General features: G+C 42.2%; 16 protein-coding genes, 1 tRNA gene and 1 other annotated feature. Of the genes, 4 read left to right on the top strand and 13 right to left on the bottom strand.

Going from position 1 to position 15,489, the window contains the following annotated elements:
• Both CV014_RS06720 and CV014_RS06715 read right to left on the bottom strand, forming a co-directional pair.
• A complete protein-coding gene (locus CV014_RS06720) occupies window positions 1–1,023 on the bottom strand; it encodes a zinc-dependent alcohol dehydrogenase (RefSeq protein WP_236141318.1) in 1,023 nt (340 codons plus the stop codon).
• A 178-nt stretch (window positions 1,024–1,201) separates the two neighbouring features.
• Window positions 1,202–1,393, bottom strand: a complete 192-nt coding sequence (locus tag CV014_RS06715; RefSeq protein ID WP_236141317.1) for a hypothetical protein — start codon at window positions 1,391–1,393, stop codon at window positions 1,202–1,204.
• Between the two features lie 1,190 nt (window positions 1,394–2,583).
• Here CV014_RS06715 and xth point away from each other — a divergent pair.
• Window positions 2,584–3,366: an exodeoxyribonuclease III gene (gene xth, locus CV014_RS06710; protein ID WP_236141316.1), complete on the top strand. Its 783-nt coding sequence runs from the start codon at window positions 2,584–2,586 to the stop codon at window positions 3,364–3,366.
• 146 nt (window positions 3,367–3,512) lie between these two features.
• Window positions 3,513–4,388, top strand: coding sequence for an SDR family oxidoreductase (locus CV014_RS06705; protein ID WP_236141315.1), 876 nt, complete (start codon window positions 3,513–3,515; stop codon window positions 4,386–4,388).
• Window positions 4,389–4,483: 95 nt separating this feature from the next.
• Here the strand turns inward: CV014_RS06705 and CV014_RS29895 are convergent, their stop codons facing one another.
• Window positions 4,484–4,618 carry a hypothetical protein gene (locus CV014_RS29895; RefSeq protein WP_268964532.1) on the bottom strand — a complete coding sequence of 45 codons (135 nt, stop codon included), beginning with the start codon at window positions 4,616–4,618 and terminating at the stop codon, window positions 4,484–4,486.
• 9 nt (window positions 4,619–4,627) lie between these two features.
• On the opposite strand from CV014_RS29895, the gene CV014_RS06700 reads away from it, so the two are divergent.
• The gene (locus CV014_RS06700) at window positions 4,628–6,124 is read left to right on the top strand and encodes an HlyD family efflux transporter periplasmic adaptor subunit (RefSeq protein WP_236141314.1); all 1,497 of its coding nucleotides are present in this window, start codon (window positions 4,628–4,630) and stop codon (window positions 6,122–6,124) included.
• 284 nt (window positions 6,125–6,408) lie between these two features.
• On the opposite strand, the gene rplL is transcribed toward CV014_RS06700, so the two are convergent.
• The 9 genes from rplL to rplS form a co-directional block, all read right to left on the bottom strand.
• A complete protein-coding gene (gene rplL, locus CV014_RS06695; RefSeq protein WP_236141313.1) occupies window positions 6,409–6,795 on the bottom strand; it encodes a 50S ribosomal protein L7/L12 in 387 nt (128 codons plus the stop codon).
• An 83-nt stretch (window positions 6,796–6,878) separates the two neighbouring features.
• Window positions 6,879–7,424: a 50S ribosomal protein L10 gene (rplJ, locus tag CV014_RS06690; RefSeq protein WP_236141312.1), complete on the bottom strand. Its 546-nt coding sequence runs from the start codon at window positions 7,422–7,424 to the stop codon at window positions 6,879–6,881.
• A 60-nt stretch (window positions 7,425–7,484) separates the two neighbouring features.
• Window positions 7,485–7,651: a sequence feature (ribosomal protein L10 leader region), on the bottom strand.
• Between the two features lie 75 nt (window positions 7,652–7,726).
• Entirely contained in the window at window positions 7,727–8,443 is a 717-nt protein-coding gene (gene rplA / locus CV014_RS06685; RefSeq protein ID WP_236141311.1) for a 50S ribosomal protein L1, read from the bottom strand.
• 82 nt (window positions 8,444–8,525) lie between these two features.
• Entirely contained in the window at window positions 8,526–8,951 is a 426-nt protein-coding gene (rplK, locus tag CV014_RS06680) for a 50S ribosomal protein L11 (RefSeq protein WP_103140030.1), read from the bottom strand.
• Window positions 8,952–8,957: 6 nt separating this feature from the next.
• Window positions 8,958–9,590, bottom strand: coding sequence for a transcription termination/antitermination protein NusG (gene nusG, locus CV014_RS06675; RefSeq protein WP_236141310.1), 633 nt, complete (start codon window positions 9,588–9,590; stop codon window positions 8,958–8,960).
• The gene (gene secE / locus CV014_RS06670) at window positions 9,590–9,811 is read right to left on the bottom strand and encodes a preprotein translocase subunit SecE (protein ID WP_236141309.1); all 222 of its coding nucleotides are present in this window, start codon (window positions 9,809–9,811) and stop codon (window positions 9,590–9,592) included. The genes nusG and secE overlap by 1 nt, the downstream gene beginning before the upstream one ends.
• Window positions 9,812–9,817: 6 nt before the next feature.
• Entirely contained in the window at window positions 9,818–9,961 is a 144-nt protein-coding gene (locus tag CV014_RS06665; protein ID WP_236141308.1) for a hypothetical protein, read from the bottom strand.
• 45 nt (window positions 9,962–10,006) lie between these two features.
• Window positions 10,007–10,079 (bottom strand) — tRNA-Trp (locus CV014_RS06660).
• A 148-nt stretch (window positions 10,080–10,227) separates the two neighbouring features.
• A complete protein-coding gene (gene rplS, locus CV014_RS06655; protein ID WP_103140895.1) occupies window positions 10,228–10,590 on the bottom strand; it encodes a 50S ribosomal protein L19 in 363 nt (120 codons plus the stop codon).
• Between the two features lie 558 nt (window positions 10,591–11,148).
• On the opposite strand from rplS, the gene CV014_RS06650 reads away from it, so the two are divergent.
• The gene (locus tag CV014_RS06650) at window positions 11,149–12,093 is read left to right on the top strand and encodes a glycosyltransferase family 2 protein (protein ID WP_236141307.1); all 945 of its coding nucleotides are present in this window, start codon (window positions 11,149–11,151) and stop codon (window positions 12,091–12,093) included.
• Between the two features lie 107 nt (window positions 12,094–12,200).
• Here the strand turns inward: CV014_RS06650 and CV014_RS06645 are convergent, their stop codons facing one another.
• Window positions 12,201–15,476, bottom strand: coding sequence for an efflux RND transporter permease subunit (locus tag CV014_RS06645; protein WP_236141306.1), 3,276 nt, complete (start codon window positions 15,474–15,476; stop codon window positions 12,201–12,203).
• Window positions 15,477–15,489 lie beyond the last annotated feature (13 nt).

Raw genomic sequence — 15,489 nt, 5'->3', positions numbered from 1 at the left:
TTAAGGTTTAATACCCACTTTAATAACTTTGCGTGCTTTCATATCGTGAAAAACTTGTTCTAAATCTTGCAATTGTCGCTGTTCACTAATTAGTAATTCAAAAGGTATTTTGCGACTAGCAATTAATGCAAGTGCAGCCTTCACATATTGAGGTGTGTTGTGAAATACACCTTTTAAGGTGAGTTCGCTGTAATGTAATTGTTCTGTGTTGACTGTAATTGTTGTATCTCTAGGACAACCACCAAATAAATTTACAGTAGCACCAGGACGAGCGCAGGCGATCGCAGTTTCCCAAACGCTGGGTACTCCCGTCGCTTCAATCACCACATCTGCACCCCAACCATCTGTTAGTTCTTTGACTACGCCAGGAATGTCTGGTATTTGATGATAGTTAAATGTCTTAGCTGCGCCTAGTTTTTCCCCAATTTCTAGTCTGCTGTCGTTACCTCCCCACAGCAACACCTCAGTATTTTCCGCTAAAGCAGCGACAAACATTAAACCAATTGCACCATCTCCCAAAATCACTACCCTATCTTGAGGTTTGACGTTAGAACGAGCCACCCCATGCAATACACAAGCTAAGGGTTCTGTCATCGCCGCTAATGCTAACGGCAATTCATCGGGAACTGGCAACATATTATGCTGCACAATGGGCGCAGGAATTTTCAAGTATTCTGCAAAGGTGCCATTATTCCAAGTTAAATGGGGACATAGGGAATATTCTTGGCGTTGACAAAAAAAGCATTTCATGCAGGGTGCGGAGTTGTTAGCGACGATGCGATCGCCTACTTGCCAACCTGTTACACCCGCACCTACTGCTATAATCTCTCCTGCTGCTTCATGGCCAAATAAGGTCGGTGGTTTTAGCATTTTGGCATGACCACCACGCCGCCAAACTTTTAAATCTGTACCGCAAGTTGTGGCTACCCCTACTTTAATGACTACTTCACCAAAATCTGGTATTGGGTCTGCAACTTGTTCTAAGCGTAAATCTTCTTGACCATAAAGTAATGCTGCTAGCACAGCCTTCTACCTATTAACTTAGCTCCACCTGATTTTATCAGATAGAGCTAAAGCATACACAGCTAAGATTTAGGGACTTCCAGAAAATAAATTATTCAATTTCCGAGATAGAATATTTTGATTTTCCCCCTGCTCCCTGCTCACCACAGCGATTGTATATTTTTTAGTTGGAAGTCCCTTAGCACTCCGCACTTGCAGATGAGTGAGTGACCATATTGGTGTTGCGAGTGTCTACAGTAGTGAGGCGATTAGTATTTAAAAGCGGAACTTCCTGTCTACAAGATAAACAAAACCAATACAATTCACCGTGACGAACATGGCGGAGGATTGAACCACCGCAGCATGGGCAATTATTGACTAGTATACTCATACCAATCTCCTCCTGAAAAATGATTTTTGAAAGATGTTCAAGAAAATTGTTGTTTAAAATTAAATTCGACCAGCATGGATATAATATCGGGACATAATTTGGTTGTTGTCCCCTGGTGTGTAGTTACTTTGATCTCTATTAAACATTGGGATAGGACTGAATTTGTTTTCTACATATTTTCTTCACTAAATAACGCGCTAATTCCATAACCGCCCAAGTCTTCCGGCTATTTTATTAAGGAGTTGGTAAAGAAAATCAGTTATTTTTCGCTCTGTAAATTCTTAGTACAGAATGTTTATCGCATCTTCATAACAGATGTATTAGCTGCTAGCGATGTCATCATTACCAAGCCAAACTTTCCTGAAAAGATAATTAGGAAATCGAGTGATTCTGACATTGCCAATTAATATGGCTGTTTGTGTATAGTTAATTTCACGTAAATATTTAATTTGCTTTCCTGCTAGATGAGGAAAATTTTCTTATCTGGGAAAATTGACTTGAGCTACATCAACCGACTCTAATTTTCTAGTGTGTAGCCCATGTTTTGGACAATGGCGATCGCCTGTTGTGGTCTTTTTTTGAAGACAAGCAACCTTAAAACGCCGAGTTAGAGGGTTTTGTAGTTGAGTAACGAATAGAGAATCTGCTAGTGCAGTACCGTTATTAACGGGCTGAATCTATTTGAGATGAAGTTGACGCTTGATTTTACTGATGCTGACGTTTACTGAATTGGGATCATGATTTGCTTTGTCAGTAAGATGCTCCCCACAACCAAAACTTCAATAATATTATTATGAGGAAATAAAATTACTACTGGCAAGTTTGCAATTTAAATTAACCTAAATTGATCCTGAGAAGGGTCATATTGGTTAGCGGGATAGTCAATGATTCTGGATATATTTTATCTCACTAGTCATAGTTACTAACCTCTTGTCTTTATTAATATAACTCATGTCTTCTAAGTTGCATCTGTCCTGGGGATCATAAAATAGTGAAAGATTTTGTATCAGAACTCACAAATATCTATAATTTGTAGCTAACAATACTAAAAAAATGTGATGGGATCAATTTTTTATGAGATGGATTTGGTGGAAATGGTTAAAAACCAATAAATCTGGTAAATATTAAATAATTCTAAAAAAGCCAGTGCCAAAAGCATTAATCAATTTCAGATTATAGTTAGTCAACTGATGAAAATTGCCACTTGGAATGTTAATTCGATTCGCACTCGTCTAGAGCAGGTTATTGATTGGTTGGGGCAAAATCCCGTAGATGTTCTGTGTTTGCAAGAAACTAAAGTTGTAGATGCAGATTTTCCGCGATCGCCTTTAGAGGATTTAGGCTATCACCTATATGTATCGGGACAAAAATCTTATAACGGCGTAGCCTTAGTTAGTCAAAAACCGCTTGCAAATGTAACTATGGGATTCACCCCCATACTCCCAGAAATTGATCCAATTTGGGATGAGCAGAAACGAGTAATTACCGGTGTTATGGATGGGGTAAGGATTTTAAACCTCTATGTTCCCAACGGTTCATCCATAGGTAGCGAGAAATATGAGTTTAAACTGCGTTGGCTGACAGTGCTACGGCAATATTTACAAACACTGTTGTCATCTGAATCTGCTATTTGTATGTGTGGCGATTTTAATATCGCCTTAGAAACCAGAGATATTCACGAGAAAGTCAAAGCGGAAAATCACATCATGGCTTCGGAAGCAGAACGCCAAGCCCTCAAAGATATTCTAGAATTAGGCTTTGCCGATGCTTTTCGGAAATTTACCAGCGAAGGTGGACACTATAGCTGGTGGGACTATCGCACCGCCGCCTTTCGACGCAATCAAGGATGGCGGATTGACCATCACTATCTAACGCCTACACTATACGATCGCGCAACCAGCTGCATCATTGATATCACCCCCAGAAAATTAACCCAACCCAGTGACCACACACCGGTAATTGTGGAATTTTAAATAAGAGAATTTAGGATATTGGGTATAAGGGACTGGGGAAGAATCAATTCAAAATTCAAGAATGATTACTGGGTACTGGGTAATTTCCCCAATCCCCAATCCCCAGTACCCAATCCCTATTTTCTATTCCCTATTCCCTAATCATTATGTTTTTGGTAACTGGAGCAACGGGAGATATTGGTCGTCGAGTGGTGCGACTGCTACGCCAACGGGAGCAGTCTGTGCGCGCATTTGTTCGCCTCACCTCGCCTTATGGTGAATTAGAACATCGAGGTGCAGAAATGTTCATTGGTGATTTAAAGGATGACAAAGATATAGCTAAAGCTTGTCGAGGCGTTCAATATGTTATCAGTTCCCACGGTTCTGATAGTGATGCTCTGGCTTTAGATTACCGAGCTAACATTGAACTCATTGATCAGGCGAAAGCTAACAAAGTCAAGCATTTCGTTTTTATATCCGTGTTAGGAGTTGATCGGGGATACGAAGATGCTCCCGTGTTCAAAGCTAAACGGGCTGTAGAACGTTATTTAGTTGCTAGTGGCTTAAATTACACTATTTTACGTCCGGCTGGACTAGCATCTAATTTACTTCCCTTAGCAGAAAGATTCCGCGACACGGGCTTATATATATTGATTGGCGATCCGAAAAATCGGACTTCTATCGTGAGTACAGATGATTTAGCCAGAATCACAGTAGATTCTGTGAGTGTCCCAGGCGCACTGAATCAAATCTTTCCCGTGGGAGGCCCAGAAATCTTATACCGTGGAGACATTCCCCAAATCTTTGGGCGCATTTTTAATAAAGAGCCAATAATCATTAACTCACCATTATTAGCGGTGGATGGGTTAAGGGCTATGTTGGGATTGATTAACCCACAAGCACAACAGGCTTTGGGAACTTTTCGGACATTACTGTCCAACGAATTTTTCTGTAGAAAAGAGGAAATAGCTAATATAGAGCAAACTTTCAGTTTTTCCCTAGAAACTCTAGAAAGTTTCATAAAACGCTATTTAGCAGTCTGACGGGGACTGGGGATTAGGGACTGGTGATTGGGTAATTTAGCTCTATCTTTCCGCCGTGTGCAACTTTTCTTCAAACCTAACCCCCAACCCCTTCCCTACAAGGGAAGGGGAGCAATAATCAAAGCCTCTCTCTTTGCAGGGGAGGAGTTCGAGAATAAGTCGCACATCGCGTTATCTTTAGTTCCCAATCCCCAGTCCCCAATCCCCAGTCCCCAGTACCCAGTACCCAATCCCCCCTTATGAAACATCCCCTATTAGCTAATGCGGCTCAAGCACGTCAAACCAAACAGGTATTCGCTAGACCAGAAGACGAACTATCCTATGAACTCGGTAAAGCCGTAAAAGAATTACCACCGCTTTACACTAGATTATTAGCAGGAACAATTAGCTTTGTGATATTTGGTGCGATCGCCTGGGCTGGTTTGTCGGAAATCGATGAGGTGGCGGTAGCGCAAGGGGAATTAATCGCCTCTACTCAGGTAAGACCGGTGACATCTCTGGGTAATGGGGCGATTGTCGCGATTAAAGTAGAAGAAGGCGATCGCGTTAATAAGGATCAAGTCCTAATTCAGCGTGACCCAGACCTCAAACAAACTGATGTCACACGCCTCTCTCGCAGTAGCCAATTAATTCAAGAAGATTTGCAGCGTTTACAAGCAGAACGATTAGGCGATCGCACAGCAAATACAGAAATCCAAGATGAACTGCTAAAATCCCGCCTGCGCGACTACCAAGCCCGTCAAGCCGCCGCCGAAGCCGAAGCTAATCGTCAACGAGCTTTGATTGATCAAGCAAGGGTACGCCTAACTAGGTTACAAGATAATCTTGCTAGTGCCAGAACTGGCGTTATCAATGCTAAAACTAACCTTGCCAATGCCGAAAGTATTCGTGACAAGGTCGAAAGTAATCTAGGAATTGCCCAAAGTCGTGAAGAAAATCTCCGTACTTTGATTACTCCTGGTGCTGTCCCCAGAGTTGATTATCTGGAAGCCAAAGAAAGACTAACACGCGCCCAAACGGAGATTACCAGGGCTAAAGATGAAGTCACAAACGCCCAAAATCGCATCACAGAAGCCCAAGATAAAGTTACATCACTAGAAAAAGATATCGCAGCCCAAGCCCAAGAAATTCGCCAAGCCCAAGCCGCCTATCAAGCAGCTTGGAGTCAAGCACAACGCGTTGCATCGGAACGTAAAAGTGAAATTCTCACCCAAATTAATAAGCGTCAAGAAGAACTGACTAATGTTACTGGCCAATTAGAACAAGCCAAAAAAGAAACCGATGGGGAAACCATCAAAGCCCCAGTAGCTGGTACTATCTACAAAATTAAAGCTACTAAAGGGCCAGTCCAAGCCGGTGAAGAATTATTATCTATCCTTCCAGAAGGAGAAGAAATCCTTTTAGAAGTCAAAGTCCTGAATCGTGATATCGGTTTTATTCAAAAAGGGATGAAAGCAAAGGTGAAAATGGCAACTTTTCCGTTTCAAGAATTCGGCACTATTGACGGTGAAGTTGTGCAAGTTAGCCCTAATGCTACCGTTGATAAAGATTTAGGTCTAGTTTTTCCCACTAGAATCAAACTGCAAAAACACACCCTCACAGTGCGTGGTCAAGAGGTGGCTTTTACCCCTGGTATGGCGGCTACAGGTGAAATTGTGACGCGGAAAAAGTCAATTTTGACTTTTATTCTTGAACCTGTAACTCGTCGATTTAGTGAAGCATTTTCTGTAAGATAATCAATTTTGAGATAAAGGTAGAAAGTTGGGTTTTTATTCTGCAATGTAGAAACATATACAACGTCTCTACAACCCAATACAGTTCAGTTAAAAAAATAGTTTGTAGTTAGGACTTTAGTCCTCATCTAAGGACTGAAGTCCTTACTACGAACTTTTCATTACTTCACAAACCCCAGATTTTAGCCTTAACTGAACCGTATTGCTCTACAACCCACCAAAATTTGAAAACAAAAAAGGAGTCTTATTTAGACTCCTTTTTTATTAGCAGAAGCTTCTCGTTTTAATTACTTAACAGTAACCTTACCGCCAGCTTCTTCAATCCGCTTCTTAGCATCTTCAGCAGCTTCCTTAGCAATAGCTTCCTTAACTGCTTTAGGAGCAGCTTCTACTAAGTCTTTAGCTTCTTTCAGACCCAAACCAGTGATTTCACGAACAACTTTCAGTACAGCAATCTTCTTATCAGCAGGAACAGATTCGAGAACTACGTCAAATTCGGTCTTCTCTTCTACTGGTTCAGCAGCAGCTACAGCAGTAGGAGCAGCTACAGCTACGCCAACGGGTGCAGCAGCACTTACGCCGAAAGCTTCTTCGATTTGCTTAACTAATTCAGCAGCTTCCAACAAGGTCAAGGATTTCAATTGTTCTAAAATTTGTTCGGTTGCAGCAGACATGGATATTACTCCTGTAATTTTTGATTGTTGTTTTCGTAAATTGGTAGCTAGCAATTGATAATTGGTGATTTACCACCTTTTACCTATTCACCAGCACTTGCACCGCTATTTTCTTTGTCAGCAACAGCTTGCAAAGCACGCGCCAGTCCGCCAGGAACTTCGTTGATACCCACAGCAATTTTTGTTGCCAAAGCGTTGATAGCTCCCGCAATTTGACCCATGAGTTGTTCTTTGGATGGCAAGTCTCCTAAAGCTTTGACATCCGGTTCTTTCAGCAAGCGACCTTCCATTACGCCGCCGCGAAGTTCTGTCTTCTTGGAAACTTTTTGGAAGTCTTGGTAAGCCTTAATTGCCGCAGAAAAGTCTTCTTTAACTAACAAGAATGCTGAAGAACCTTTGAGCAACTCCGACATTGGTTGCCATTTTTCATCGTCTTGAATGGCAATACCCATAAAAGTGTTTTTGGTCACTTTACAGATAGTGCCGGTGGGACGCAACCGCCGCCGTAAGTCGGTAATTTCGGCAACTGTCAGACCTTGGTAGTCAATTACTATTGCCAAAGTTGACTCACTCAAACTTTCTTTGAGTTCCGCAACTATTTCTTTTTTGTTTTCTAGTGTTCTACCCATATCGGTTTCACCTCCTCAAAAAAACTGTCGATTTCTCCGGTGATTATTTTTATCTGACTAGGTGATAACAATAAACCCCAGCTGTCTCAGCCGGGGTTAATGATAAAAACTCTTAAAAGCCTTCAATACACATGATTCCACACGGTATTTTGGTTATAGAGCTTTTCACCTCGGCAGGATATTAAGCGAGTTGCACCTGCTGTCTCCGGCTTTGCTTATTTAATTTTGAGTGTTGGGTATTAGAGATTGGTGTAAAGGTTTTTCCTAGTACCTAGTACCCAATCCCTAATCCCTATTCACCCTTAAGCTGCTTCGGTCAGTTTTAAATCTCTAAGAGCTGTAACATCGACTTTAATGGATGGCCCCATTGTGGCAGATACGTAAACTGAACGCCAGTAGCGGCCTTTAGCTCCTGAAGGACGGTTACGGTCAATGGTTTCTTGTAATGCCTTCAAGTTGACTAACAAATCTTCAGGCGAGAAGGATGCCTTACCAAACATAACATGAACAATACCTGTACGGTCAGCCCGGAATTCTAATTTACCTGCTTTGAATTCTGCGATCGCACTTGCTATGTCAAATGTTACTGTACCACCTTTTGGTGATGGCATCAAACCACGGGGGCCTAGTAATTTACCTAATTTGGCTACCTGTGGCATCACGTCTGGTGTCGCAATTAGTTTGTCGAAATCCATTCTACCTTTTTGGATTTCGTCAATTAATTCTTCTGAACCAACTACATCAGCACCAGCACCAGAGGCTTCTGTAACTTTTTCCCCACGGGCAATTACTGCTACTCTGACTATTTGCCCTGTACCTTTCGGTAGTGCGACTGTGGTACGTAATTGTTGGTCTGTATATTTTGGATCAATACCTAAGCGGATATGTGCTTCCGCAGCTTCCGCAAATTTAGCTGTAGCTGTTTCTTTGAGCAAAGCTAAAGCATCTAAAGGTGCATAGTCCCTTTCTTCTACTTTTGCTTGCAACTCTCGCAAGCGACGTGATACTTTTTTAACCATTTTTATCTCCTGGGGTCAATTGCGAAGCTGGGCTTCTCCCCCTGTTGCAATTTTTGATTTTTGATTGGCGATTGATCTAATATCAATCTTTAATGGTTACGCCCATGTTTCTGGCTGTTCCTGCCACAATGTTCATCGCCGCATCGATATCATTGGCGTTGAGGTCAGGTAGTTTGGTTTGAGCGATTTCCCGCAACTGTGCTGTGGTAATTGAACCAACTTTCTTTTTGTTGGGTTGGTCAGAACCTCTTTCAATTTTTGCCGCTTTGCGAATCAATACTGATGCTGGGGGTGTTTTGAGTACAAATGTGAAACTCCGGTCTTCATAAACCGAGATTTCTACGGGAATTACCATCCCAGCTTGGTCGGCTGTTTTGGCATTGTACTCTTTGCAGAACATCATGATGTTAACACCATGTTGACCCAAGGCAGGGCCAACTGGGGGTGCTGGGTTGGCTTTTCCAGCATTCAGGGCCAGTTTAATGACCGCTACTACTTTCTTTGCCATTTGGATTTAGCTCTGTTTTTCTACCTGATTAAATTCCAGTTCTACTGGTGTGTCTCGCCCGAAAATCGATAGCAAGGCTTTTAGTTTACTCCGTTCTGGACTAACTTCAATCACCTCACCTTCAAAATCCTTGAATGGGCCTGAAAGCACGACTATCTTATCACCAGTCGCCATGTCAATCTTGACTATTGGCTCTTGTTCACTGGTTTGTTTGAATATACGTTCTACTTCTGAATGACTCAAGGGTAGTGGCTTAACGTGACCACGGCTTCTGCCTGTAGCTCGTTTTTGTTCTGCTCCCACAAAATTAATTACATGGGATGTGTTGCGTACTACCTGCCAAGTATCATCATCCATTACCATCCGCACTAACACATAACCAGGAAACACCTTTTCCTCTGAGTGTTGGCGGCTACCATCTTTGCGGATTTTTACAGATGGCGTGTGGGGAATTTCTACTTGGATAATTTTATCTGCGACATCAAAGGTTTGAATACGCTGCTCCAAGTTGGTTTTTACCCGTTTTTCGCAGCCGGAGGCTACCTGGACTGCATACCAGCGTGCTTCTTTTGACGCTGTTTCTGCTGTTTCCTCTGACTGCAACGCCGAGTTCATTGGTTCGTCTGTTGCAGAAGTCATCAGAATACCTGCTTGGATACCCAACTAAACAATCCATCAACCAAATAGATCAAAGAAGCAAAGAGTGTCACCATCAACAATACAGCAGCTGATTCGCTGACTAGTTGTTTGCGACTTGGCCAAACTACCTTCTCTAGTTCTTCTTTTGTTCCTTGAAAGAAATTGAGGAAGTTAAATCCGCCTGCGGGTTCTGTGATTTCTGCTTCGTTCTTTTTGGCCACGATCGTTTATCCCCCCATCTTTTTTGATACAGCTACACTTTGCTCATTTTCATCCAGGTTGACAGCTTTAACTCCATCAAAAATTACTGGAAGCAAGAAAGCTGCAAATATAAAACAACTACACCCGAAATCAATAGCACTTTCTGCCATCTTAGCAGGTGTGCTACTGTTTCGGGCTGTGTTTTTACTTTCGAGCGCGCCCTGGAGGACTTGAACCCCCGACATCAGGTTTTGGAGACCTGCGTTCTACCAACTGAACTAAGAGCGCACAAGCTGGGTTGGGTCTGTGTACTGCGCTGAACTTTGTTTCAGTTTAACGCACAATCGCTATGATAACACACTTTCTCTAAAGAAGCAAGCTAGCGGCAGATGCCGCCTGCTAACTTAAAGTGAAGTGCATATCTCAAAGCCAAAGTTTATAAGGCACGGTCAAAGCGTTGTTTAATACGGGTAGCTTTACCAACACGGCCTCTGAGATAGTAAAGTTTTGCCCGTCTCACTTTACCGCGACGGATAACTTTGATGCTATCAATGCGAGGAGAATGAACTAAAAATACTCGTTCCACGCCTACACCTTGGAAGACTCTACGGACTGTAATGGTTTCGTTGATACCGCCGTTACGCATGGCGATAACTACACCTTCATAGGGCTGTACACGATATTTTTCGCCTTCTTTGATTTTTACGCCAACTTTGACGGTATCACCGACGTATATTTGTGGAAGGTTAGATTTTAGGTGTTCCCCTTCGATGGAACGGATAATTTCCTGGGCGTTCATGGCTGCTTTGATTAAAAAACTCACGATCATCCATCATAAATCGAGAACTATGTTTCAGTCCACTAGTTTAGAAGAGATAGGGACTGATTAATATTCGCAGGGGGGCAGGGTGCAGGGTGTAAGGGAGAAAGTTGACCCTCCGAATTTTAGATTTTAGATTTTGGATTTTGGATTTTTTGGGTTATAAGCCCCACCGTGGGTGGAAACATCTAAAATACTTGCTGCGCTGCGTCCGCTACCTTGGTGTAGCCTCTGGTAGAAAAAAGAGAATTTTAGCTCTCAAGAAAGGACTAAAGTCCTTACTACGAACTGAATCCTAGTATTTTTACATTGCTTAACATAGTTTGTTTTTTTCTAGTCGTTCTACCTATCCGTTGGTGAAGAAATAAAATGTGACGATTGAGATACTAACAAGATTTTTTAAACGAAACTTTACCATTTATCTTGCGGAGATATAAATATTCCTCAAAGATCCTAGTTTTAGGTTATATCCCCAATACAGTCTCTGGGAGATGACGGTTATATTGTAAAAACTCTTGCTCCAGGTAGGAGATGTTGATGAAATTTAGTATTGTGATTTCTACTTATAACCGTCTCCATTTGTTACGTCGAGCGATTGATTCTGCACTGAAACAAACTATTCCTTGTGAAGTGGTGGTTGCTGATGACTGTTCATCGGAGGAAACGGAACAGTATGTCAGAAGTTTGGGTGATGCGGTAGTTTATCATCGTAATCAGGTCAATCAAGGTCATGCGGTTACAGTCAATGCTGGTGTGGAGAAAGCTAGCGGTGATTGGATCAAGTTTTTAGATGATGATGACTATTTAGATGTTCATTGTATTGAAAAAATGAGTCAGGCGATCGCGCTTTGTCCTGATGCGGTGATTTGCTCTTGTATTGCAGCACAAGTTGACATTGAGGAAAAAGAACTTAGTCGCACTCCTACTTTCGGCCCTGGGTTAGCTTTTTATATTCCCCAAGCAGATATTCACTACGGTATGCTGTTGGAACTTATCCCCTTTGGTACACCAGTTCAGGTTGCTTGTCGTCGTGATGCTTTCTTAAAAACTGGTGGTTGGGATTCTCAATTGAATACTAACTGTGATGATATCGATTCTTGGATTCGCATTGCTCAATTTGGTCATGGAATTTTCATCAATCAATGTCTTGCCTATCGGACAATTTGGCCTGGTGCATACAATCAAAAGTTTTCTTTTATCCAACGTCTAAATACCAATATTTTAATGAAAGAGAAAATTTATTCATTGGTTAATAAAAAACATCATAACCATTTACCCGAAATGGAAGACATCAAAAACTATTTAAAGTTGCATTGGACTATAGTGGCATTTAAGAGGAAAGATTTGCAAAGTTGTTTTGCTTTACTTAGTGCTTCTGCCTTTTCTTTTAATAACTGGCGTTTTTTAATCAATGTAGTTTACTCTCGACAATCAAAAATGTACCATTCACATATTCAAAAGAATATTTTGTTAGATAAGTGATGATAGACATCTGATTTCATGATGGAAAACATTTGCTTGTGAATATATACAAAATAAAAACCAAGGAAGATTCCCTGGATTTTATTCTGTATTAGGTGAGGTGAAAATCAGGCTTTATCAAACTTTTTCTTCCAGAAGTTGAGCCATAAAGACATTGATTTAATCCAACTTCCCCCTAGTAACTCGTGCAGCGAAGTATAGAAACAGGGGATAATAAACAGGGTTAACATGGTAGCGATCGCCATACCAAAGAAGACTACAATTCCTAGAGGCTGTAAAAATTCCGAACCTTCACCAATACCTAATGCTAAAGGGAACAGCCCCAAGATTGTCGTCAATGTAGTCATCATAATGGGACGCAAACGCAAAGGTGCAGCCTTGACAATGGCTACTTGACGGGTACAACCTTCTTCTTCTCGAATTTGGTTGGCTAACTCTACCATCAAAATACCAGCATTAACTACAATACCCACAAGCAACACTGCACCCACTAAGACAGTTGCACCTATCGCAGTCTGAGTGATATATAGCCCGAAAAGACCGCCAGCTAACGCAAGTGGCACTGTAAACATAATTACTAAAGGGTCAATCAGGGAATTGTACTGCACAGCCATCACGACGAAAATTAAAAACGTCGCCAATGCACCCAAGGTTTTTAACGAGTTTTGGAGTTGCTGATTAGTTTCTTGGGCAGAACTAGGTACGATGGAAACGCCTTCCGGTAACTCCACAGTTTGAACTACTTCATTGACTTGTGCTAAGGCATCACCAAGACTAGCTCCATCACTGAGATTACCTGCAATAATGAAGACTTGACGCTGGTTAATACGCTGAATTTCTCCAGGTGCTTGACCTTCTTCGATGCGGGCAACGTCCAACAGGCGGACTTGTTGGTTATTTTGGGTAAATAATGGTAGTCGTTCGAGTTGGGAAGGGCGTTCGATAGCCGCTTGATTTAACTCTACACGCACGTCAACTAAGCGGTTGCCTCGTTGAATTTGGGTAGGTACTGAACCTTCAATGGCAGTTTGAATAGTTTGACCGATTTGTTGTGTTGTTAGTCCTAACGCTGCAACTCTTTCCCAGTCTGGACGAATTTGGATTTCTGGTTGACGAGGGTCGGCATCAGGTCGGAATCTAGCTAATGTTGCCTTTTCTTCTAAGGCTTCTAGGAGTTCTCGCCCAGCTTGTTGCAGGGTTTGCTCATCTGTACCTTGCAAAATTACGTCAATTTCTGAACCTTGCGCTGGGGTATTACTCAAAATTAAACCACGTACTTGTCCAGGGCTAAGACGCAGTAAAATTCCTGCGAGATTGAGCTTTTGAAACTCCTGAGTGACTTTTTTGACATAAGCCTCAACATCTTGGCCTGGTTTTAGGGAAATTGTGCTACTTGCCCGTAAGGGATTTTCCGTAGTGTTGTTACCAAAAAGGGAACCACCGACCGTGGTGAAAGCATAGTCAGTTCCAGGTTGCTGAATGAGGATTTCATCTACAACCTCCATAACTTTTTGAGAGGTGACAAGAGGTGTACCTGGGGGAAACTGTACTCTTAAGTTGGCTTGTCCAGTGTTGATGCGGGGTAGAATTTCTTGGGAAATTTGACCAACCATGAAGAAAGTCCCACCACCGAGAATTACCAAAGCCGCAGCAATGACAATTAATCTGTAGCGTAAAACTTGACTTAAAAACTTACCGTATAAGATGGTGGCATCTTCAAATCGATGATTAAACTGTCGCAGTAGCCAAAATTCGCTGATACGACTTGACCAAGGAATGGCGAAGAGTCGAGAACACAGCATTGGAACTATGGTCACGGCGACAATGAGGGAGGCGGCGACAGCGAAGCTGATGGTTAAAATGAGTTCATTGAATAATAAGGCAATAAATCCGCCAATTAGCAAAAAGGGAACGACAGAAACTAAGTTAGCAGCTGTTGCCGCTACTAAAGCAGATTCTACTTCTTGAGAGGATGCGATCGCTGTTTCAATAAAATATTTGGGGTTGGTTTTTCTTTTCTTATATCCATCTCTCAATGACTCCTGTTGTTTTTGATTGGGAGTCATGCCGGTTTTTTCGGCAATGTTTTCTAAAATGACTACTGATGTATCAATGGCCTGACCAATTCCTAAAGTTAATCCTGCCAAACTGAAGACATTCAGCGTCAAACCAAACAACTTCATCAAGGCGATCGCTGCTAATGTACATAGTGGAATCGCTAAACTGATAATCAGTGTTTGTCTAATTGACCCCAAAAACAACAGTACAACTACTGCTGCCAACAATGCCCCAGACACAGCTGAAAAAATCACATCGTTGAGAGAATTACGAATAAAGCGTGATTCGTCTGTCGTTGGTGTCAAAATCATATCTTCGGGAATTAACCCAGACTCCCGCAACTGTTCTATTCGTCGCTTGACTCCATCGACTACCGTAATGGTGTTAGCGTCAGGCTGCTTTTGAATTGACAATTTAACTGCTGGCTGACGGTTGAGATAGACAAATAGACGTTGTTCTTCTGTATCATCAATGACTTGGGCAAAGTCGCGTAGATATACACGCCGAGAAGATGGAGGAAGCGCAGGGGTAGTAGAGGATGTAGCACCAGCCCCAGAGACGGTAAATGACAGGTTTTCGATTTCACTGGCATCACGGAAACGCCCCACAGTGCGGGTTAACGGTTCGGAGTTCTCCCCTAAAATCCGCCCACCAGAAACATCTTGATTGCGGGCTTGTAATTCTGATAAAACATCATTTAAACCAATACCCAGAGCTTGTAAACGATTTAAGTCAACCAGTACCCGCACTTCTTCTTCTGCCGCACCGGAGATATCAACGGCGGCGACTCCTGGCACCACACTGAGTTCACGAGACAATTCTTCATCAGCAAACACCCGTAAGTCTCTACCTTGGAGTGATGGAGATGTTAATGCGAGTTCGTAAATCGGTTGTTGGGAGGGGTCGAATTTGAATATCCGTGGTTCTTCAATTGTGTCTGGTAACTGACCTCGACGACGATTAAAAGCCGCAGTAGCATCATTGAGGGCTTGGTCAATATCGCCTCCTGGTTGGAAGAATAAGTCTAAGCTGACTTGTCCCTCACGGGTGCGAGAAAAAACCTGCACAACATTTTCAGTAGCAGATAAGGCTTCTTCTAGCGGTCTGGTGATTTCATCAACGGCTACTTCTGGTGATACGCCAGGTGCGTCTAACCGGATACCAATTCGGGGGTAAGTAATTGACGGCAGTAAATCTACTTGAATATTTGTGAGAAAAAATATACCTAAAATAATTACTGTTAGTGCCAGCATGAGTGTGCCGATGTGTTGGCGAATTGATATGGCACTGAGACTAAATCCACCACTTTTATTTTCTTGTTGCATTATCGTTGTTGCG

The sequence above is a fragment of the Nostoc sp. CMAA1605 genome, assembly GCF_021596505.1.
In the GTDB taxonomy this organism is placed as follows: Bacteria; Cyanobacteriota; Cyanobacteriia; order Cyanobacteriales; family Nostocaceae; genus Trichormus.
The sequence above is the reverse complement of the archived record's forward strand: the minus strand, read 5'-3'. Positions and strand labels throughout refer to the sequence as shown.